Genomic DNA, 19,288 nt, shown 5'->3' with positions numbered 1-19,288 from the left:
TTTACACTCCATCCTATGTCAAAAGACATTCGAATAAAAAGAGGGCTTGCTCTACGATTAAAAGGTGAAGCGGAAAAGCAAATAGTTGAAGCTCCACGTTCTAAAACCTACGCAATTAAACCCCCGGATTTTCATTCTGTTGTTCCAAAAATGACTCTCAAAGAAGGCGTTCGCGTGCTGGCCGGAGAAACGTTGTTTTATTCCAAATATACAGAAGAGGTAAAATTTACTTCTCCCGTAAGTGGAACACTAATTGAAATTAAACGCGCAGAAAGGCGTCGTATTGTTGAAGTGATTATTGAAGCTCATCCTACAGATTCTTATAAGGATTTTGGAAAAATGAATGCTGAAACTGCAGCTCCCGAAGAGGTGAAATCCAGAATTCTTGAAAGTGGATGCGGTGCCTTCATCAAACAACGCCCTTATGATATTGTAGCAGATCCTAAAGATTCTCCAAAGGCAATTTTTATTTCTGCGGTAAGCACAGCGCCTTTGGCAGCCGATATTGGTTTTGTTCTTAAAGATAAGGTTGCTGCTTTTCAGGAAGGGATAAATGCATTAAATAAATTAACTTCTGGTAAAGTGCACCTTTCTGTAGATGCAAGTTCTGAAAGCTGCCTGAAAGAGATTAAAGGAGTAGAATTACATAAGGTTAAAGGTCCGCATCCTGCAGGAAATGTAGGAGTGCAAATCCATAAAATTGACCCTTTGAATAGAGGTGAAAGAGTTTGGGTTGTTGGAGCTGAGGATGTAACCATAATTGGAAACCTCTTTTTAACGGGAGAATTGCATGCAGACCGTACCCTAGCGGTTACAGGAAGTGAAGCTGAGGATAGGAAATATTACAAGGCCAAAATTGGTGCAAATATTTCCGATTTTATTCCGCAAATGCCAGATAGTGTACGTATAATTTCCGGCGATGTCCTTACCGGGGATAAAATTTCTAATAATCAGTATATAGGTTTTTACCATAATTCTATCACACTTATTCCGGAAGGAAATCAATATAGAATGTTTGGATGGTTACCTTTTACGTATAATAATATTCATTCAAATTCAAAAACATCCCTTTCCTGGTTAATGCCTAAAAAGAAGTTTGAGCCTACCACCAATTTAAATGGGGAGGAACGGGCTTTGGTAGTTACGGGCGAAATGGAAGAAGTTTTGCCTATGGATATTTACCCAATGCAACTTTTAAAAGCTTGCATTTCCGGGGATATTGAAAAAATGGAAAATTTAGGGATCTATGAAGTAGCTCCTGAAGATTTTGCATTGATAGATTATGTCAATACCTCGAAAATAGAAGCTCAGGAAATAATTCGTTTGGGCTTGGATTTAATGATTACTGAAGTAGGCTAAAATATTTTTTATTATGGAATGGATAAGACAAAGATTAGATAAATTTAAAGAGCCCTTTCAAAAGGGAAAAAAACTTGAGAAATATGCTCCTGCTATCAACGCGTTGGACACCTTCTTGTATACGCCCAATCACACAACTCAAAAAGGAGCTCATATAAGGGATGCAGTAGATTTAAAGAGGACTATGATTACCGTGGTTCTGGCTTTAGTACCTGCTCTTATATTTGGAATGTGGAACGGTGGATATCAATACCTGTCGCAAATTCAAACCGAAGTTGGTTTCTGGGAAGCTTTTGGACACGGTGCCTTGAAGATTGTTCCAATGATTGCGGTGTCTTACGGAGTTGGACTAGGTCTTGAATTTCTTTTTGCTATTATTAGAGGACATGAGGTAAATGAGGGTTATTTGGTGACCGGACTTTTAATTCCAATGATCATGCCTATAGATATACCGCTGTGGATGGTTGCACTTTCTGTAGTATTTGCTGTGGTAATTGGAAAAGAAGCATTTGGAGGAACAGGGATGAATATTTTAAACCCTGCTTTAACGGCCAGGGCTTTCGCTTTCTTTGCGTACCCAACATATATGTCTGGTAACAAAGTGTGGGTGAGTGAAGCAAGCAGCGTAGATGCAGTTTCCGGAGAAACTATATTGGGTACACTTGCAGCCGGAGAAAATGTAGAATACAGTGTGATGAATATGTTTTCCGGGGTAATACCGGGATCTATTGCAGAAACTTCCACCATCTGTATTTTAGCAGGAGCCCTCCTGCTAATACTTACCAAAGTAGGAAGCTGGAGGATTATTTTGAGCGGATTTATAGGAGCTGCAGTAATGGCACTTATTTTCAATGCATTACCATCCATGGGTGTTGAGGGGAACAATCTTACGAACTTTCCCTGGTATCAACATTTAATTGTTGGAGGACTGGCTTTTGGAGTTGTATTTATGGCAACCGATCCGGTCTCTGCTGCGCAGACAGTAAAGGGAAAATGGATCTATGGATTTTTAATAGGATTATTTGCGGTGATGATAAGGATTTTTAATCCGGCTTATCCCGAAGGGATCATGTTGGCTATATTATTGATGAATGTATTTGCACCGGTTATAGATCATTATGTGATACAGGCCAATGTGAAAAGCAGAAAGAAACGATTATCTGGTGCCACACAAATTAAAACAGCAGTTTAGTTATGGAAGAGAAAGCAGTAAATAAAACAAATAGCAACGGGTACACATTTATGTTTGCTATTATAATGGTTGTAGTAGTTGGAAGCGTACTCGCTTTTGCAGCGACTTCATTGCAGCCATTACAAAACGAAAATGTTCGTCAGGAGAAAATGCAGAATATCCTTGCAACTGTAGGTATTGAAGTCGATAGGGCAGGATCTGAAGAATTATACAATCAATACATTACCGAAACGATAGCACTAAATTCTGATGGAAGTGTTAATGAACAAGCAGATGCCTTTACGGTAGACCTGGCAAAAGAATTGAAAAGGCCAGCACCAAATCAAGTCTTCCCTTTATATATAGCAGATATAGAAGGAGAGAAATATTATATTGTGCCTCTTAGAGGAAAAGGTTTATGGGATGCCATTTGGGGATATATCGCACTTAAAGATGATGTAAATACTATAAAAGGAGCTGTTTTTGACCATAAGGCCGAAACACCGGGATTAGGCGCTGAAATCACTCAGGTATGGTTCAGGGAGCGATTTACAGATGAAAAGATATTTGATGAAAGCGGCAACCTAATTGGAGTTTCGGTAGTTAAAGGAAGTCCCGATCCTACGGATAAGTCTGATTTTAAAGTAGATGCTATTTCCGGTGCGACTATAACCGGGGATGGGGTTTCTGATATGATTTCAGAAAGACTTCAACACTATTTGCCTTACTTCAAAACACAACAGGAAATTAAAGTAGCAATTCAATAATTATGGCTAAAGAGATAACATCAACTTCTGTAGAAAAGGAGGCGAAAAAGAAAGAAATGATCTTATTCCTGTCCAATACGGCAGAGCGGGAACATTTTCTATCGAAAAATAACAGAAAATTATTGTCAGATCCTCTTGATGATAACAATCCTATCACCGTTCAGGTATTGGGTATTTGTTCGGCATTGGCCATCACGGTTCAATTGGAGCCGGCAGTCGTTATGGCTTTGGCAGTAACCGCAGTAATGGCGTTTTCAAACATGATCGTTTCCATTTTGCGAAACCTTATTCCAAACAGGATCCGGATCATTGTACAACTTATTATCGTTGCTTCCCTGGTTATTTTGGTAGATCAGGTTTTAAAAGCGTATGCCTATGATGTGAGTAAGCAATTATCGGTATTTGTGGGACTTATTATAACCAACTGTATTATCATGGGACGTCTCGAGGCTTTTGCTTTGGGTAACGGGGTTTATAAATCCTTTCTTGATGGAATTGGTAATGCTGCGGGATACGGAATAATATTGATAATAGTAGCCTTTTTTAGAGAATTACTGGGATCTGGGAAATTATTTGGTTTTGAAGTATTGGGTCACAAAGCTGCTACAATGGCAGAATCTACCGGACTTTACTCATTTGGATATGAGAATAATGGATTGATGTTGTTATCCCCTATGGCCCTTATTATTGTAGGTATCCTTATATGGGTGCAACGTGCAAGGAACCGTAAGTTAATCGAACAAAACTAAATTTCAACAGCAAAATTAGAATTATGGAATATGTAAATTTATTTGTACGAAGTATTTTCATAGAAAATATGATTTTTGCCTACTTCCTGGGAATGTGTTCCTATTTGGCGGTATCAAAAACGGTAAAGACAGCTGTTGGTTTAGGAGCTGCGGTAATATTTGTTTTGGGAATTACAGTGCCAATCAACTACTTGTTAGATCAATATTTATTGAGGCCGGGAGCTTTAGAATGGTTGAATCCTGAATATGCCTATATTGACTTAAGCTTTTTAAGTTTTATAATGTTTATTGCGGTAATCGCTTCTATGGTACAATTGGTAGAGATGATTGTTGAGAAATTTGCACCGGCATTGTACGGGGCTCTGGGTATATTTTTACCTCTAATCGCTGTAAATTGTGCTATCTTGGGTGGATCTTTATTTATGCAACAAAAAAGTTTTGATGCGGTTTCCGAAGCTATAACATATGGTCTTGGAAGTGGAGTGGGATGGTTCCTGGCTATTCTGGCAATAGCAGCCATTCGTGAAAAAATAGCTTATTCCAATGTGCCTGCACCCTTAAAAGGTCTTGGGATTACCTTTATTATTACAGGGCTTATGGCAATAGGGTTTATGAGCTTTATGGGAATTGAAATTTAATAAAAAATAGAAATAATGACAGTTATTATCGCAAGTGTAATTATATTCCTGGTATTAATTTTATTATTGGTTTCCCTGCTATTGGGAGCCAAGGCAAAATTAGTTCCTTCGGGACCGGTTACAATAAAAATAAACGGCGAAAAGGATCTTGAGGTTGGTTCCGGTGGGACATTGCTTTCAACTTTAAGTGAAAACAAGTTATTCTTACCTTCTGCCTGTGGTGGTGGGGGTACCTGCTTACAATGTAAATGTATAGTCTCTGAAGGCGGTGGAGCCATTCTGCCAATTGAGGAACCTAACTTTACAAGGAAAGAAATTGCCAACGGTTGGCGGCTTGGTTGCCAGGTAAAGGTAAAACAGGATATGAAAATCCAGATCCCGGAAGAGGTTTTTGGAATTAAGAAATGGGAAGCTACCGTAGTGAGCAATTACAACGTGGCCTCTTTTATCAAGGAATTTGTTGTTGAAATTCCTGAAGATATGGATTACAAAGCAGGAGGATATATTCAAATTGAAATTCCTTCCTGTGAGGTTCAGTTCAAGGATATGGATATTTCCGCCCATCCTGAAGAACATCCCGGAGATCCTGAAAAATTTAAGGACGAATGGGATAAATTCAAATTATGGCCGTTGGTAATGAAAAACAAGGAAACGGTAGAACGCGCCTATTCAATGGCCTCATATCCTGCAGAAGGAAGAAGGGTTATGTTGAATGTGCGTATTGCAACGCCTCCCTTTGACAGAGCTACAAACGGATGGATGGATGTGAATCCCGGGATTGCTTCATCCTACATTTTTGACAGAAAAGAAGGCGATAAAGTTGTTATTTCAGGACCTTACGGAGAATTCTTTATCAATGAAAGCGAGTCGGAAATGTTATATGTAGGTGGTGGTGCCGGAATGGCTCCAATGCGTTCGCATTTATATCACCTTTTCCGAACTGCGAAAACAGGAAGAAAGGTTACTTTCTGGTATGGTGGTCGTTCTAAACGAGAATTGTTCTACACAGATCATTTCAGAGCCTTGGAAAAAGATTTCCCTAACTTTAAATTTTATTTGGCTTTATCTGAACCTATGGAAGAGGATAACTGGAAGGTTAAAAAAGATATTGAAGATGAAGGGGATGGTTTTGTAGGTTTCATTCACCAGGTTGTAATTGATAACTATTTGAAATTTCACGAAGAACCAGAAGATATTGAATATTACTTCTGTGGACCTCCACTTATGAATAAGGCTGTACAACAAATGACAGACGATTATGGAGTGCCGCCGGAAAACGTAAGATTTGATGATTTTGGAGGATAATATTTAAATTATCTATCGCTACAAATGGACCTGCTGAATTTTCAGTAGGTCCATTTTTATTAGTACAACTTCTGTTTTATACCGCTGTAATATTCGTATTTTAGAACTTGCTATGAAAAATGAACTAAACAAACAGGAACTTCATAACCTGGCGATGAATATCGTTGGGAAGGATCTCGAAGATCAGGGATATGAGTTTCTGGGAATTAAAAGTGAGTTAAAAACCAATCCGCAATTTGTGGCTTTAAAGGAAAAGAAGCTCCATTTTGTAGTGGTAAGGGCAGTTCTTTATCCCGATGATCCTAAAAAAATCGACCAGATCTTTATGGAAGGTATCAGGGAACACGCCCTTAAATTTAATGCCAGGACTTTTTATGCCGGGGTGGGTATCGCGAATTCCAAAGATTATGAATTACCTATTACAAAAGATGAAGATTATATTGTGAATTATGATGGATTACAGGAGATTTAAAAGTCAGTTATTAGTTGTTGTCAGCTTTTTGGTAGTTGCTTTTACCGGTTGTGAAAAAAAGGGACCAAATGAACAAATCTTTACAGGAACCGCTTTGGGTACTACGTACCAGCTTAAATTTTTTCATCCCGAAGAATTGAATTTGGCTGCGGGTTTAGATTCTATATTTGGCGTCATAAACAACTCTATGAGCACGTATCAGGAGGATTCAGATATATCTAAGATCAATTTAGGGTCAACAGGAATAAAGGTTGATGAGAATTTTAAAGAGGTTTTTCGGTATTCAGAAAAAATATATAAGGAGAGTGATGGGTATTTTGACCCTACAGTAGGTAATCTTGTAAATGCATATGGCTTTGGACCCGATAAAAATCTGGATTCTTTAAGCTCCTCAGAAATCGATTCGATATTGCAGTATGTTGGTTTTAATAAACTGGAGCTAACTTTAGATAATACAATTGAGAAACAGCTTCCCGGAGTCTATATAGATTTTAATGCCATCGCGAAAGGGTATACCGTAGATGTCATTGCCCGCTATCTCAACAGTAGAAATGTAGAAGATTATTTGATTGAACTGGGAGGGGAACTTGTTGCGAAAGGGATTAACCAGGGTAGGCAGCAACCCTGGGTCGTGGCCATAGATAATCCTCTACAAACCGAGGGGAACAGAACGCTCCAGGCCACTTTGAATCTTAAAAATCGGGCGATGGCTACATCTGGAAACTATAGAAAATTTAGGATAGATAGTGTTACCGGGGAGCGTTTTGTACATACTATAAACCCTTTAAGCGGTAAGCCTGAAAAAAGCAATTTATTGAGTGTTTCTGTTTTAGCAGAGAATTGCGCTTTGGCCGATGGATATGCAACCGCCTTTATGGCCATGGGTTTTGAAAAATCTAAAGAAATGCTGAATAATCTGGAAGACGTGGACGTGTATTTTATTTATACAGAAGCCGATGAAGATGTGAATGTTTATACTTCACAGGGATTTAAAGACGCTCTAAACTTTGATTGATGGGCTTATGGGCTTGGTGCATACAGGTATAATTTCTCCTTTAGCAAGGCGATATTTGTTGATTTCAGAAGAAGTTAACCCGGAACTATAATCCACTTCTTCCACTTCAAAACCTATAGCTCTCAATTTCTGAAAAAAATCTTTTCCGTAAATCCTAACGTGGTCATATTGGCCAAATATTCTGGCCCGTTCTTTTTGTGAAGTTATACTGTCATCCTGAAATGTGAATTCCCTGTTCAAATCCTGCGGAATTTGTAAAATGGCGGTTCCTCCAGGCTTAAGGATCCTATAGATTTCCTGCATCGCTTTTGTATCATCCGGAATATGTTCTAAAACGTGATTGCAAAGGATGAATTCGTAGGTGTCATCTTCAAAAGGCAAATCACAAATATCTGCTTTTACATCCGCGAGCGGCGAATTTAAGTCGGTGGTGGTATACTCTAAATTGGATAATTTCCGGAATCGTTTATAAAATGCCTGCTCTGGTGCAAAATGTAAAACCTTCAACTTTTTGGAAAAGAATTCGGTTTCATTTTTAAGATACAGCCATAAAACCCTGTGGCGTTCCAGAGAAAGGGTGGAAGGGGAGAGTACGTTTTCCCGCTGATTTTCATATCCATAAGGTAAAAATTTTCTGAAACTTTTCCCATCGATAGGATCTACATAGGAAGATCCTTTTAAGGCGAACTGAAGAACTGGTTTTGCCAAATAACTCAATCTTATTAGAAGAGGACGTGGGATGGAATTTAAGGTGAGTCTAAAAAGCTGTTTTATCATACTTTAATATCACCCCAGTTTTCTCCGGATTTGATCCTGTACAATTGCATTTCTGAAACTCCAAATTGTTTGGCTAAAATCCTAATCCTGGTTTTGCGGTTGGGATCAAGTAATTTCTTTTTGAGGATCACTGCCTGAGCATAGGACAGCTTGGAATAGGAGGTCACTTTTCTCAATTTCCGTTTTAGCTTATTTTCCTGAACGTTGGGATTTCCATACTGGTGTTGTACCCACTCCGCTTTATTAACCCAGGCAAGATTATTTGCCTCGTTCTCATGTTTTTCGTAATTCTTGTGAATTACAAAATCTGCATCCTCTGCTTTATCTAAAAATAATTCGGCTATAACCCTGTGGAAATAATAATTTTTCTTTTTCCCGTTTTTTAGATGTACCACAAAAGAAGGGTAGCCTACTGTCTTTCCACCCTTGAGCATTTCCCCCTCTGGATTTTTTACAAAGCTTATAATACGTCCATAACTGGATACCTTATATACAAATCTATCCTGCCAAGTTTCCTTGTGCAAGGTTTTCCACTGTTCCTGACGATAGTTCTTAATCATATACTTTAGTCTTGTATTTATCTTCTTCGGTACTTTCGATACCCAATGCTTCATAAATATACTTAAAGGTGGAAAGCAACTCAGGTTTTCCATCTACAATTGCCACATTGTGCTCAAAATGTGCACTTGGCTTATTATCTTCCGTGAGTATTGTCCAGCCATCTTTAAGCTGTTTGATATTTTTTGTTCCTAAATTAATCATAGGTTCAATTGCGACAACCATTCCTTCAATAAATTTCTTTCCACGACCACGTTTCCCGTAATTTGGCATTTCGGGATCTTCATGCATAGTTTTTCCCAGTCCATGACCCACCAATTCACGCACAACCCCATATCCATGAGCTTCACAATATTTTTGAATAGCAAACCCAACATCCCCAACCCGGTTGCCAATTCGAAATTCTTCTATTCCTTTATAAAGTGATTCTTTGGTTACTTGTAATAGTTTTTTAGTGTCTTCTGAAATTTCTCCTATACCAAAAGTGTAAGCGTGATCTCCGTAAAAGCCATTTTTAAGGGCTCCGCAATCTATGGAGATAATATCGCCTTCCACCAGGGGAATGTTGTTTGGAATTCCATGAACAACCTGAGCATTTGGGCTCATGCAGAGCGAATTTGGAAAATCATATAATCCTAAAAATCCGGGAATTGCTCCTTCCTCCCTTATAAACTCTTCTGCCAATTTATCCAACTGAAGGGTTGTGATTCCTGGTTTTATTTCTGAAGCGATCATTCCAAGGGTTCTGGAAACCACCAGGGCGCTTTCCCGCATCAATTCTATTTCTTCCCTTGTTTTGGTAATTATCATAATTTAGATTTAAACAAGCTCAATATGCTTTTTTTTGATTTTTTTTTCTGAAGGATTTTTTCTGCTTCGTTTGAGGATTCGTTGCCCAACCTAAGATAAACTTCTCCCCAACCTAGCAATCCCCCAATATTCCTGTCGTCTATAAAAATATCTGCCTGAATTTTTCGGCTGATGGAATGATCATATTCTTCCTCCGGATAACTTTTGTTAACCGAGTAGAAATAGATCCCTTTAGAATTGCAAAACGCCACGGCTTCCTGTAATTCATTCCCGGATCTATAGGTCCATAAAATCAACTGATGTCCTTCTTCCTGTAATTTTTTCAATGTTTCCAGGGCAAATAAAATTGGTTTGCCAATATTTGGAAACCGGTTTTCTACAATTGTTCCGTCAAAATCTACTGCAATTGTCAAATGTTTGGACATAAATTTAAAGTTAACAAGAAAAATGCTTTCAAACTACTTTTAGAGCATTGATTTTTAAGCGTATAGAATTAATTAAAATATGAATTCTTATACGCCTGTCCAGTAACTATGTTGGCAATGTCTTCCTCGATGGAAATTCTTGGATATTCCACAAAACGATTGTCTTCTTTACCATCTTTCGTGAAAATAAAAGTAGGTACCCGGTCAAGATCCCAGTTTGCTTCGGTTTTCTCGGGAGTTACTTTATTTCTATCAACACCTATAATTGTAAGTTTTGAAAGATCATATCCTGCTTCATCCAGAATTTTAAATAGTTTTGGAACTTCCCTTCTGCTGTCCACGCACCAGGTGCCCATAAAAACCATTATTTCATATTCTGAAATGTTATTTTTAATCGTTTCAATGGCTTCATCAGAAGGATTAAAACTTTCATATTCATCATTAAACCATCGGGCATAAGGGGCTTGCTGAAGATCCTCTTTTGTAATTTTTCCAATCAACATAGTTTGATCTTCATTCTCATCTTCAATTTCAGACTGCACTAAAAATTCTTCAGTCTTCACTTCTTCAGTTTTCGCGGTTTCATTGCTGTTTCCACAAGAGGTGATAATAGTTAAGAATAAAAGGTATAAACTCATTTTCATTTTTTTTAAATTAAAGGATTTTGCGTCATTAATTCGGGTTTTGTAATCCCCATTAGTTTTAGGATAGTCGGTGCAATGTCTCCTAAATTACCGCCCTTTATAGATTTTACATCTTTGTCTACTAATATAAGGGGAACCGGGTTGGTTGTGTGGGCAGTATTTGCAGAACCATCTGGGTTTATCATCATTTCACTGTTTCCATGATCCGCAATAACCAACACGCTATAGTCATTTTCAACAGCGGCGTCTACTACTTCCCGGGTACACTTATCTACCGCTTCCACAGCTTTAATGGCTGCCTGAAAATCTCCTGTATGGCCTACCATATCGGGATTGGCAAAATTCAGACAAATAAAATCGGCAGACTGGGATTTTATCTCGGGAATGATCTTCTCCACGATTTCATTGGCGCTCATTTCCGGTTGCATATCATAAGTTGCAACTTTGGGAGAACTACACATGATTCGTTTTTCACCTTTAAACGGTTTTTCTCTACCACCAGAAAAGAAAAAGGTTACGTGTGGGTATTTTTCAGTTTCGGCAATTCTAATCTGGGTTTTCCCCATATATTCCAAAACCTCTCCTAAAGTTGTTTTTAAATTATCCTTTTTAAAAACAGTATTGATATTTGTGTAACTGTCATCATATTTTGTAAGTGTTATAAAATATAAGGGCATCTTTTTCATGTGGTATTCCGGGAAATCTTCCTGAGTAAGCGCCTGGGTAAGTTGTCTTCCGCGATCTGTTCTAAAATTAAAGAAGATCACCACTTCATCATCCTTTAAGGTAGCAACCGGGGTTCCATCTTCTTTGGTAAGCACAACTGGTTCTATAAATTCATCGGTTACTTTAGTATCATAACTTTCCTGAATAGCTTCCAGCGCATTTTGGGTTTTTTTACCTTTTCCGGAAACGATCAAATCATAGGCTTTTTGAATCCGTTCCCAGCGTTTATCCCTATCCATGGCAAAATACCTGCCAATAACACTGGCTAATTTGCTTCCGGTTTTATTTAAATGCTCCTCTAATTCCGCAACAAATCCTTTTCCGGAATTTGGATCAACATCACGACCATCTGTAAACGCATGAACGTATTTTTCTTTTACCCCAAATTCGTTGGCAGCGGTTAATAATCCTTTTAAATGATCTATGTGCGAGTGCACTCCGCCATCGCTTAAAAGACCCATAAAGTGAATGGGCTTATTGTTTTCAACTGCATAATTAAAGGCCTGTTCCAAAATAGGCTCATTGATAAGACTGTTGTTTTCCACGGCCAAATTTATTTTTGCCAAATCCTGATAGACTATCCGGCCTGCACCCAGATTCATATGTCCAACTTCACTATTTCCCATTTGCCCATCTGGCAAACCAACATTTTTACCATGAGTAAGAAGTTGGGCATTGGGATAGGTTTTCATCAAATAATCAAAATAAGGCGTATTAGCCTGTGCAATCGCAGAAACCTCCGGGTCCTGAGTGATTCCCCATCCATCTAAAATCAATAATATCACTTTCTTATTCATAACAATAATTTTATAAGCTGTAAATATATAAACTATAATTTGCAGTAATTAATAACCTTAACAATTCTTTTGCCTGAGCCCATTTTTCATAGCATTTGATAGATTCTTTTTTTTTCTCCTTTCCTTCAGCTCCAAATTATTAATGAGGGTTGAAATGTTAAAAAGTGGGGTGCATCCTAAATTCCTGAAGTTTTCATCTGATTGATGAAATAAACTAAAATAAATCTCGTTGTTATAGTGTAATTATAAGAGCCGTTTTAAATTAAAGCGCTGATTGTTATGATTTAACATTCATAACGGGTTTAAAATGGATTTGTTTTTAATCAGGGTCTATGTGAAATTAATTTTTTGTATGTTGGTATCCTATTTGCAGTCATTTAACAAATAATTATATATTTTTCCCAAATATGACGTATAAAATATTCACCGTAATTGCCGTTCTAACTGCATCTTTCGCCTTTACTACCACAGACGGCCATAACAATTCTGAAATTCCTATAATTCCGGAAACCCTTCTTAGAGCTACAAATGAAAATACTACACTTGATGAGGAAATCCATCAATTGTATGATGTTTTTGTGGAAAATAACCCCAATGTTCCCAATCTTAAAAGTTTTAAAAACGGAATGATGGGATATTATAAACTTTCTGATAAAAACCTTTTCGATAAAGAAATTCTTACCATTATAGATTTTAGTCTTTCTTCTACAAAGAAAAGAATGTGGGTTCTTGATATGAAAAATAATAAAGTGCTTTTTCACAACCTTGTTGCGCACGGTAAAAATACCGGTGGAGAGTTTGCTACTCAATTTTCTAATACTGTAAATTCTTTACAAAGCTCCCTTGGATTTTTTGTGACCGCTGAAACTTATTATGGCGGAAACGGATATTCTATGTTCATTGATGGTATGGAGGAAGAGTTTAATTCCAAAGCACGTGAACGCTATGTGGTGGTTCATGGAGCAAAATATGCAAACCCAGAATTTATTAACAATGTGGGTAGGTTGGGGAGAAGCTACGGCTGCCCTGCATTACCAACCGGATTAACTCAGGAAATAATCGACGTGATTAAAAATAAATCGGTTTTATACATACATTCTGCCGATAAGAACTATGCTAAAAAATCTGAAATGATAAGGGCTTAGTTTAGGATGCCTTTTTTAAGGCTTGAAGAGTGGCTTCATCATAGTTATAAATATCGTCTGTAAAGATTGTTTCTCCATTTTCGCGCCATGCGGTCCAGTAAAAATGATGGATATTAACCTTTTGTTTCATATCAATCCTTTTGATGACTCCCCTATTAATTATGGAGTCTAATAATTCTGAAGTATATTCAGGCTGATCCCGCAAAAGGTATTTAGACAAATCAATGGCATTTTCTACCCGTATGCAACCCGAACTTTGTGCTCTGGAATTCTGGTCGAATATGGATTGAGATGGAGTATCATGAAGATATATCAAATAACTATTGGGATACATGATTTTTACTTTTCCCAGGGGGTTGGAGTTCCCCGGTGGTTGCCTGTAGCTGAAAGACTTAACTTCACTTTTTGTCCAGTCTATTTTTGAAGGATCCAGTTTCTCCCCTTTAGTATTATAAACCTGAATATTTTTATTACTGAGGTAATCCAGGTTTTTCCGTACTCCCGGGATAACATCGTTATTCTTGATCGTAGGGGGAATTGTCCAGCTGGGATTAAAAATAAGATGATCGATTTCTTCTGAAAATATAGGCGTTTTTCTGGATACTCTTCCAACTATGGTTTTATAGGTGCTAATAGTGTCCTTTTCTCGTACGACCTGAAGTTTGAAATTGGCAATATTTACAAGGATATAATGCGATCCCAAATCCCGGGGAAACCATCTCCATCTTTCGAGATTGACCAGGATTTGGCCATAACGTTGATCATAGCCTTTGTTGAGAAGGTCAACGGTTTTATCCCCAATTATTCCATCTGCCAAAAGTCCATAAGCTTCCTGGATTTTTTTTATTGCATCTACGGTTTCATTATCGTATTGGGAACCCCCTATTTTAAGGGATTTTAAATAACCCAGCTGTAAAAGTCTGAATTGAATTTCCTGCAATCGGATATCCTGATTTCCGGGTTTTATCTTTACTCCTTTTTCGATTTTCTTAAAATCCTCAGCATCTTCTTTAAGCTTACGGTATTCCTTCTCGGCAGCTATTAAATCTTTATAAACAGGATGAACCGGCCTTAATTGGCTTAAAGCAATCTCGAGATTATTTTCTTTTACAGCTTTTTCCAGGAGTTTTAGCTTGCTATGCTGTTTTTTGGAAACATCCCATATTCTATGTACACTTTTAGGATCAACTTTTCCATTATATAAATGATCCATGAATTTAAAAAAAGCATCTGTGAGTAACATATCCAATTCACTCAACTCCTTTTTATCAAGAGTGGAAAGTTCCAGAAGTTGCTTTTCCAGTTCTTCTCCATGGTAATCTTTGAAGTAGAGTCCTTGAGAATGCGCAGATTTTAAGGTGTCTATAAGGGAATTTCTAAAATTGATATTGGTCCAGGCCGGTTTAAAGTCCCGCTCAAGATAAAATGCGATTACCGAGTCTTTTTGAAATAATTTAGCTTCTGTTGATTCGTAGAGTATTGGTTCCAGCTCTTTAGAAGAACCCATGGAAATCACTATTCCGTTTCTTAGATCTTCTGAAAACTCCTTATCTTGCTCACTTTCATTCCTGCAGCCACATACCAATATTGCCAGAAAAATTATTCCTGTTATAAAGTTCCATCTACGTATGAGGAATGAAAGGTTCATAATCAATTTTTTTTCCGGTACCTAGCTGCTGAAACATCACAATATGAGGACAAACTCCCGGAACATCAAATTCTGTTCCTTTAGTTTGATATCCAAATTTTTCATAAAAACCAATGGCATAATTACGGGCATTAAACCATAAAAATACAAGTTTATCAAGTTTCTGTAGCTCGGCTTCACCTGCTTTTAACAAGGTGGCACCTATACCTTTACCTTCAAATTCTGGTAATACAGCCATTCCCCTTAATTGGTATTGAAATGGCTGATGAAAAATAGGGTTCTGCTTTTTCATAAAACTTGCAACTCCTATTAAATCTTCATCAAAAAAGTATCCAAGATGGAAAGTTTCTGTAGATAAATCTCCTTCAAAGACACATTCAGATAATGGTCTTCCCGGACGCAAAACAGGTTGACGAACCACGTAGGTTTCAGAAGCGGATATCCTTCGGATCTTTACGGCCTTACTCAACTTAAAATTGATTTTTATTTAACCAGAACATCCCGAAAATCTTTATTTATATCAAATTGAACTTCGGCAAAAGGACATAAAGGATCGATTTTATAGTTGTTTTTACGTGCAAATTCCACGCTTTCTTTAACAAGCATAGATGCCAGCCCTTTTCCTTCCAATCCTTTTCTGGTTTGGGTATGGTCAATAATTAAAACCCCATTATCCTTTTTTGTATAAGTGAGTTCTGAAGTAATGCCGGATTCATCTTCCATATAGATCATTCCTCTGTTTGCACTTTCTTTATGTTTGATATCCTGACTCATCATTTTTTATTTTTAAAAACGCCATCCACAATACCATATTTTATAGATTCATCTGCATCCATCCAATAATCCCGGTTGAAGTCTTTTAAAACTTTTTCGATAGGCTGGCCACAATTTTCTGCAATTATTTTAGCGCTTAGATCCCGGATCTTTAAAATTTCGGCTGCCTGAATTTCAATGTTGGAAGCCTGCCCTCTTGCCCCACCACTTGGCTGGTGAATCATCACTTTGGCCAAAGGTTGAATAAATCTTCGCCCTTTAGTTCCTCCTGAAAGAAGAATGGAACCCATAGATGCTGCAAGACCGGAACAAATTGTTGAAACCGGGCTGTTTAAAGAAACCATCGTGTCATACATAGCAAAACCATCGGTTACAAAACCTCCCGGGCTATTTATAAAAAACTGGATTTCTTTATCAGATTCAGAATCTAAGTATAATAAGTGCTCTATAACGTGTTTTGCTGTTTTGTCGTTTACTTCGCCCCATAAAAATATTCTGCGATCTTCTAAAAATTTAGTATCTATAAGGTCTTGTGCTTTTCCGGATTTAGCTTTCATAAGTAATTTTTATTTTAGTATTCACCTATTTAAGATGCATTCGAATCATTCTTTTTGTGAATTAAATTCTAAATTATGCTCTTTCTATAGGTATGTTAATTCTAAATTATTTGAATAGCTAAAATTATGACTATTTTCGCAGAAAACCCTAGGATGGAATTGGCATTTAACAAGATTTTAAAAAAAGACCTGTCTCTGGTAATCCCATTTGTGATGGAACTTGGTGATTTTCAAACAGATGAGGCGCTGCTTAAAGTTCGTTTTAAGGAGATGTTTGATCAAAATTATGAGTGTTTTGGAGTGTATTTAGGGGAAGAATTAATAGGTGTTTTTGGACTTTGGTTTATGACCCGTCATTACGCCGGAAAATCCTGTGAGCCCGACCATGTTTTTATTAAATCCGAGTTTCAGAATCGGGGTTTTGGGAAACAGATATTCGAATTCATCTTTGATTATTCCAGAAAAAAAGGCTGTGAGACTTCAGAACTAAATAGTTACGTTCAAAATTTTAAATCGCATAAATTTTATATGAATCATGGCTATGTGATCAAGGGATATCATTTTTTAAAAAAGCTATAATTTTTTTGGAAGTTAAAAAATTTAACGGTTATATTTGCAGGGTCTTGCGGGAGTAGCTCAGTTGGTAGAGCGTCAGCCTTCCAAGCTGAATGTCGCCGGTTCGAACCCGGTCTCCCGCTCTTTATAAAAACCTCCTCTTTTTAGTGGAGGTTTTTTGTTGAATATTAGTACGGGTGAGAAGTTTATCCTGAGCGTAGTCGAAGGGAACCCGGTCTCCCGCTCTTTATAAAAACCTCCTCTTTTTAGTGGAGGTTTTTTGTTGAATAGCAGTACGGGTGAGAAGTTTATCCTGAGCGTAGTCGAAGGGAACCCGGTCTCCCGCTCAAAAAAAATTCCTCATTGAAAAATGGGGATTTTTTTTGCCTGTAATTGTCCTGCTCTAAATTATCGATACACTAAAAACCTGGTGTAATGAAACCATCAGCAATAAAGGGTACGTCAAGCGTACCCAAAAAGATCACTCTGTTTCTTTTAAGGTGCAAATCGTCCAGGAAGTTGAATCTGGTCTGTGTAGAACAGAAGCTTTCAAAAGCCTCTGGCATAGCAGGAATTGTGTTTGTAGCTTAAAAAAGATTATTTTAGGCTCACATTAATTAATAACTATAGCATGATAAAAAAATTCCTCATCAGCATTTGTTTGGTTTCTCTTATAGTTTCCTGCAATTCTGAAGAAAAAGAAAAATTTGACCTCTTGATCCTGAATGCTTCTATTGTTGATGTTGCTTCGGGAGTGATCCTTCAGGAACGATTGGTTGGAATATCCGGAGATACAATTCGCTTTGTAGGGGAAATGACAGATTCAGATAGATATGAAGCTAAAAAAACTTTAAATGCAGAAAACAAGTTCCTGATGCCGGGCCTCTGGGATATGCACGTGCATTTTCGTGGAGGAGATACCCTGGTAGAGGAAAATAAAAATTTCCTTCCCTTATTCCTCGCTCATGGAATTACGACTGTAAGAGATGCCGGCGGAGATATTACTCCAAGTGTTTTGGAATGGCGGGAACAAATAGCGAATGGTTCACTAGAAGGGCCCGGTATTTTCACCTCCGGACCAAAATTAGATGGTGATGATCCTGCGTGGCCCGGTTCTATCCGGATAAGCAACACTCAAGACATTGAAAAAGCTTTGGATTCGCTTGAAGCAATGGGAGTAGATTATGTGAAAATGTACGATGGGAACCTCACTAAGGAAATGTTTTACGAAATAATAAAAGCCGCTGAAAAGAGAGGTTTAAAAACTACCGGGCACATGCCTCTTTCTGCAGATTTTCTTGAAGCCATTGATTATGGCCTTGATGGTACGGAACATATGTACTACGCTTTAAAAGCCTGCTCTCCTGTTGCAGATAGTTTGACGGCTATGAATTTGGGTTATGGAATGATGGATCGAATAATAGAAACTTATGATCCTGAGCTTGCACAACAGGTTTTTGAAAAAATGGCTGCTGAAGGTGTTTATGTTACGCCAACGGTGCATATTGGAAAAACGCTTGCTGAAATGCTTGATGTTGATCATACCCAGGATTCCTTGCTAAATTATATGGGTCCCGGAGTACGCCAGAGCTACCAGGGAAGAATAGAATCTGCAAAGCGTGCGCGGGAAGCAGGAAGTAGTTCCCGGTCAAAAATGGAGAAGCAAACTTCAGCAATGCTGCTTCCTATGTATGAAGCAGGAGTAAAGTTATTGGCAGGATCAGATTCGGGAGCATTTAATTCTTTTGTATATCCAGGAGGATCCCTACAGGAGGAACTTCAAGATTTTGTAAAAGCAGGTTTAAGTCCGCAGCAGGCATTGACCACTTCAGTTATTTACGGTCCTTCTTTTTTTGGGATGGAGGAATTCTATGGCGGAGTTGCAGAAGGAAAAGTTGCCGATCTAATTTTGCTGGAGAATAATCCGCTGGAGGATATAAAAAATATCAGGGATATAGAAGCGGTAATTATTGGAGATAAGATATTTAGAGAAGAGGACCTAAAGAAGATGCTTTCAGAAATAAGAAAGTAAGCTTAAAACGACTTTAGCTTTTTATAGGGAACTGTTTCCGGTGTAATTGGAGCTATTGATTCCATTATTTAGGACTGAAAATAGAGGAAATTCATAAACTAAGGTAGCTTAAAAATCAGTCAAATAATGATTTCATCAAGGTGCCAATTCCTTTAAACATTAAAAAGATAGCTCCTGCACAAGCCAGTAGCCCAAAAATAAGGACCGCGATGTACAGGGGATGTTCCCGGTTATTAAAAGCGGTATATAATACTGAAGGACCTATCACTATTAAGGGTAGCGCGCCGGCAAGGTATCTTAGTCCTTTCCCCAGCAATTCTTTATTAGTATGTTTCATTTTTTGAGTTTCAGAAAATTCAAAGTT

At 37.7% G+C, this 19,288-nt stretch carries 22 protein-coding genes and 1 tRNA gene; 12 read left to right on the top strand and 11 right to left on the bottom strand.

The window, feature by feature from the left end:
• Positions 1-15: 15 nt before the first annotated feature.
• The 8 genes from GILLI_RS06435 to GILLI_RS06400 all read left to right on the top strand — a co-directional run bounded on the left by GILLI_RS06435 (position 16) and on the right by GILLI_RS06400 (position 7,476).
• Positions 16-1,359 carry a Na(+)-translocating NADH-quinone reductase subunit A gene (locus GILLI_RS06435; protein WP_006988299.1) on the top strand — a complete coding sequence of 448 codons (1,344 nt, stop codon included), beginning with the start codon at positions 16-18 and terminating at the stop codon, positions 1,357-1,359.
• Between the two features lie 13 nt (positions 1,360-1,372).
• The gene (locus GILLI_RS06430) at positions 1,373-2,551 is read left to right on the top strand and encodes an NADH:ubiquinone reductase (Na(+)-transporting) subunit B (RefSeq protein ID WP_006988298.1); all 1,179 of its coding nucleotides are present in this window, start codon (positions 1,373-1,375) and stop codon (positions 2,549-2,551) included.
• A 2-nt stretch (positions 2,552-2,553) separates the two neighbouring features.
• Entirely contained in the window at positions 2,554-3,297 is a 744-nt protein-coding gene (locus GILLI_RS06425; RefSeq protein WP_006988297.1) for a Na(+)-translocating NADH-quinone reductase subunit C, read from the top strand.
• Between the two features lie 2 nt (positions 3,298-3,299).
• Complete coding sequence (locus tag GILLI_RS06420) at positions 3,300-4,046, top strand: NADH:ubiquinone reductase (Na(+)-transporting) subunit D (RefSeq protein ID WP_006988296.1); 747 nt, start codon at positions 3,300-3,302, stop codon at positions 4,044-4,046.
• 23 nt (positions 4,047-4,069) lie between these two features.
• Entirely contained in the window at positions 4,070-4,684 is a 615-nt protein-coding gene (gene nqrE, locus GILLI_RS06415) for an NADH:ubiquinone reductase (Na(+)-transporting) subunit E (RefSeq protein WP_006988295.1), read from the top strand.
• A gap of 15 nt (positions 4,685-4,699) precedes the next feature.
• Positions 4,700-5,989 carry an NADH:ubiquinone reductase (Na(+)-transporting) subunit F gene (gene nqrF / locus GILLI_RS06410; protein WP_006988294.1) on the top strand — a complete coding sequence of 430 codons (1,290 nt, stop codon included), beginning with the start codon at positions 4,700-4,702 and terminating at the stop codon, positions 5,987-5,989.
• 112 nt (positions 5,990-6,101) lie between these two features.
• Entirely contained in the window at positions 6,102-6,461 is a 360-nt protein-coding gene (locus GILLI_RS06405) for a hypothetical protein (protein ID WP_006988293.1), read from the top strand.
• Positions 6,439-7,476: an FAD:protein FMN transferase gene (locus GILLI_RS06400; RefSeq protein WP_006988292.1), complete on the top strand. Its 1,038-nt coding sequence runs from the start codon at positions 6,439-6,441 to the stop codon at positions 7,474-7,476. The genes GILLI_RS06405 and GILLI_RS06400 overlap by 23 nt, the downstream gene beginning before the upstream one ends.
• Here GILLI_RS06400 and GILLI_RS06395 read toward each other — a convergent pair.
• The 6 genes from GILLI_RS06395 to gpmI form a co-directional block, all read right to left on the bottom strand.
• Entirely contained in the window at positions 7,462-8,253 is a 792-nt protein-coding gene (locus GILLI_RS06395) for a class I SAM-dependent methyltransferase (RefSeq protein WP_006988291.1), read from the bottom strand. The genes GILLI_RS06400 and GILLI_RS06395 overlap by 15 nt on opposite strands.
• A complete protein-coding gene (locus GILLI_RS06390; RefSeq protein ID WP_006988290.1) occupies positions 8,250-8,813 on the bottom strand; it encodes an NUMOD4 domain-containing protein in 564 nt (187 codons plus the stop codon). Before GILLI_RS06390 ends, GILLI_RS06395 begins: the two co-directional genes overlap by 4 nt.
• Positions 8,806-9,621 carry a type I methionyl aminopeptidase gene (map, locus tag GILLI_RS06385; protein WP_006988289.1) on the bottom strand — a complete coding sequence of 272 codons (816 nt, stop codon included), beginning with the start codon at positions 9,619-9,621 and terminating at the stop codon, positions 8,806-8,808. The genes GILLI_RS06390 and map overlap by 8 nt, the downstream gene beginning before the upstream one ends.
• Positions 9,618-10,046 (bottom strand): BT0820 family HAD-type phosphatase, encoded by a 429-nt coding sequence (locus tag GILLI_RS06380; RefSeq protein ID WP_006988288.1) that lies wholly within the window; start codon positions 10,044-10,046, stop codon positions 9,618-9,620. Before GILLI_RS06380 ends, map begins: the two co-directional genes overlap by 4 nt.
• A gap of 68 nt (positions 10,047-10,114) precedes the next feature.
• Positions 10,115-10,684, bottom strand: coding sequence for a thioredoxin family protein (locus GILLI_RS06375; RefSeq protein ID WP_006988287.1), 570 nt, complete (start codon positions 10,682-10,684; stop codon positions 10,115-10,117).
• An 11-nt stretch (positions 10,685-10,695) separates the two neighbouring features.
• Entirely contained in the window at positions 10,696-12,213 is a 1,518-nt protein-coding gene (gene gpmI, locus GILLI_RS06370; protein WP_006988286.1) for a 2,3-bisphosphoglycerate-independent phosphoglycerate mutase, read from the bottom strand.
• Between the two features lie 407 nt (positions 12,214-12,620).
• Between gpmI and GILLI_RS06365 the strand changes: the two genes are divergently transcribed.
• Positions 12,621-13,358 carry a murein L,D-transpeptidase catalytic domain family protein gene (locus GILLI_RS06365; protein WP_006988285.1) on the top strand — a complete coding sequence of 246 codons (738 nt, stop codon included), beginning with the start codon at positions 12,621-12,623 and terminating at the stop codon, positions 13,356-13,358.
• A gap of 1 nt (position 13,359) precedes the next feature.
• On the opposite strand, the gene GILLI_RS06360 is transcribed toward GILLI_RS06365, so the two are convergent.
• From GILLI_RS06360 to GILLI_RS06345, 4 genes are read right to left on the bottom strand one after another with little or no spacing between them, the layout of a single operon-like run.
• The gene (locus GILLI_RS06360) at positions 13,360-15,006 is read right to left on the bottom strand and encodes a L,D-transpeptidase family protein (RefSeq protein WP_006988284.1); all 1,647 of its coding nucleotides are present in this window, start codon (positions 15,004-15,006) and stop codon (positions 13,360-13,362) included.
• Positions 14,981-15,475, bottom strand: coding sequence for a GNAT family N-acetyltransferase (locus tag GILLI_RS06355; protein WP_006988283.1), 495 nt, complete (start codon positions 15,473-15,475; stop codon positions 14,981-14,983). Before GILLI_RS06355 ends, GILLI_RS06360 begins: the two co-directional genes overlap by 26 nt.
• 14 nt (positions 15,476-15,489) lie before the next feature.
• Positions 15,490-15,783: a GNAT family N-acetyltransferase gene (locus GILLI_RS06350; protein WP_006988282.1), complete on the bottom strand. Its 294-nt coding sequence runs from the start codon at positions 15,781-15,783 to the stop codon at positions 15,490-15,492.
• The gene (locus tag GILLI_RS06345; protein WP_006988281.1) at positions 15,780-16,337 is read right to left on the bottom strand and encodes a ClpP family protease; all 558 of its coding nucleotides are present in this window, start codon (positions 16,335-16,337) and stop codon (positions 15,780-15,782) included. The genes GILLI_RS06350 and GILLI_RS06345 overlap by 4 nt, the downstream gene beginning before the upstream one ends.
• Positions 16,338-16,463: 126 nt before the next feature.
• On the opposite strand from GILLI_RS06345, the gene GILLI_RS06340 reads away from it, so the two are divergent.
• The 3 genes from GILLI_RS06340 (at position 16,464) to GILLI_RS06330 (ending at position 18,924) form a co-directional block, all read left to right on the top strand.
• Positions 16,464-16,916, top strand: coding sequence for a GNAT family N-acetyltransferase (locus GILLI_RS06340; protein WP_006988280.1), 453 nt, complete (start codon positions 16,464-16,466; stop codon positions 16,914-16,916).
• A 46-nt stretch (positions 16,917-16,962) separates the two neighbouring features.
• Positions 16,963-17,035 (top strand) — tRNA-Gly (locus GILLI_RS06335).
• A gap of 488 nt (positions 17,036-17,523) precedes the next feature.
• Positions 17,524-18,924, top strand: coding sequence for an amidohydrolase family protein (locus tag GILLI_RS06330; RefSeq protein WP_006988279.1), 1,401 nt, complete (start codon positions 17,524-17,526; stop codon positions 18,922-18,924).
• A gap of 115 nt (positions 18,925-19,039) precedes the next feature.
• Here the strand turns inward: GILLI_RS06330 and GILLI_RS06325 are convergent, their stop codons facing one another.
• Positions 19,040-19,261, bottom strand: coding sequence for a DUF6095 family protein (locus GILLI_RS06325; RefSeq protein ID WP_006988278.1), 222 nt, complete (start codon positions 19,259-19,261; stop codon positions 19,040-19,042).
• Between the last annotated feature and the right edge of the window lie 27 nt (positions 19,262-19,288).

The organism is Gillisia limnaea DSM 15749 (assembly GCF_000243235.1).
GTDB classification, from domain to species: Bacteria; Bacteroidota; Bacteroidia; order Flavobacteriales; family Flavobacteriaceae; genus Gillisia; species Gillisia limnaea.
This window is presented reverse-complemented; position numbering and strand designations above follow the sequence as displayed.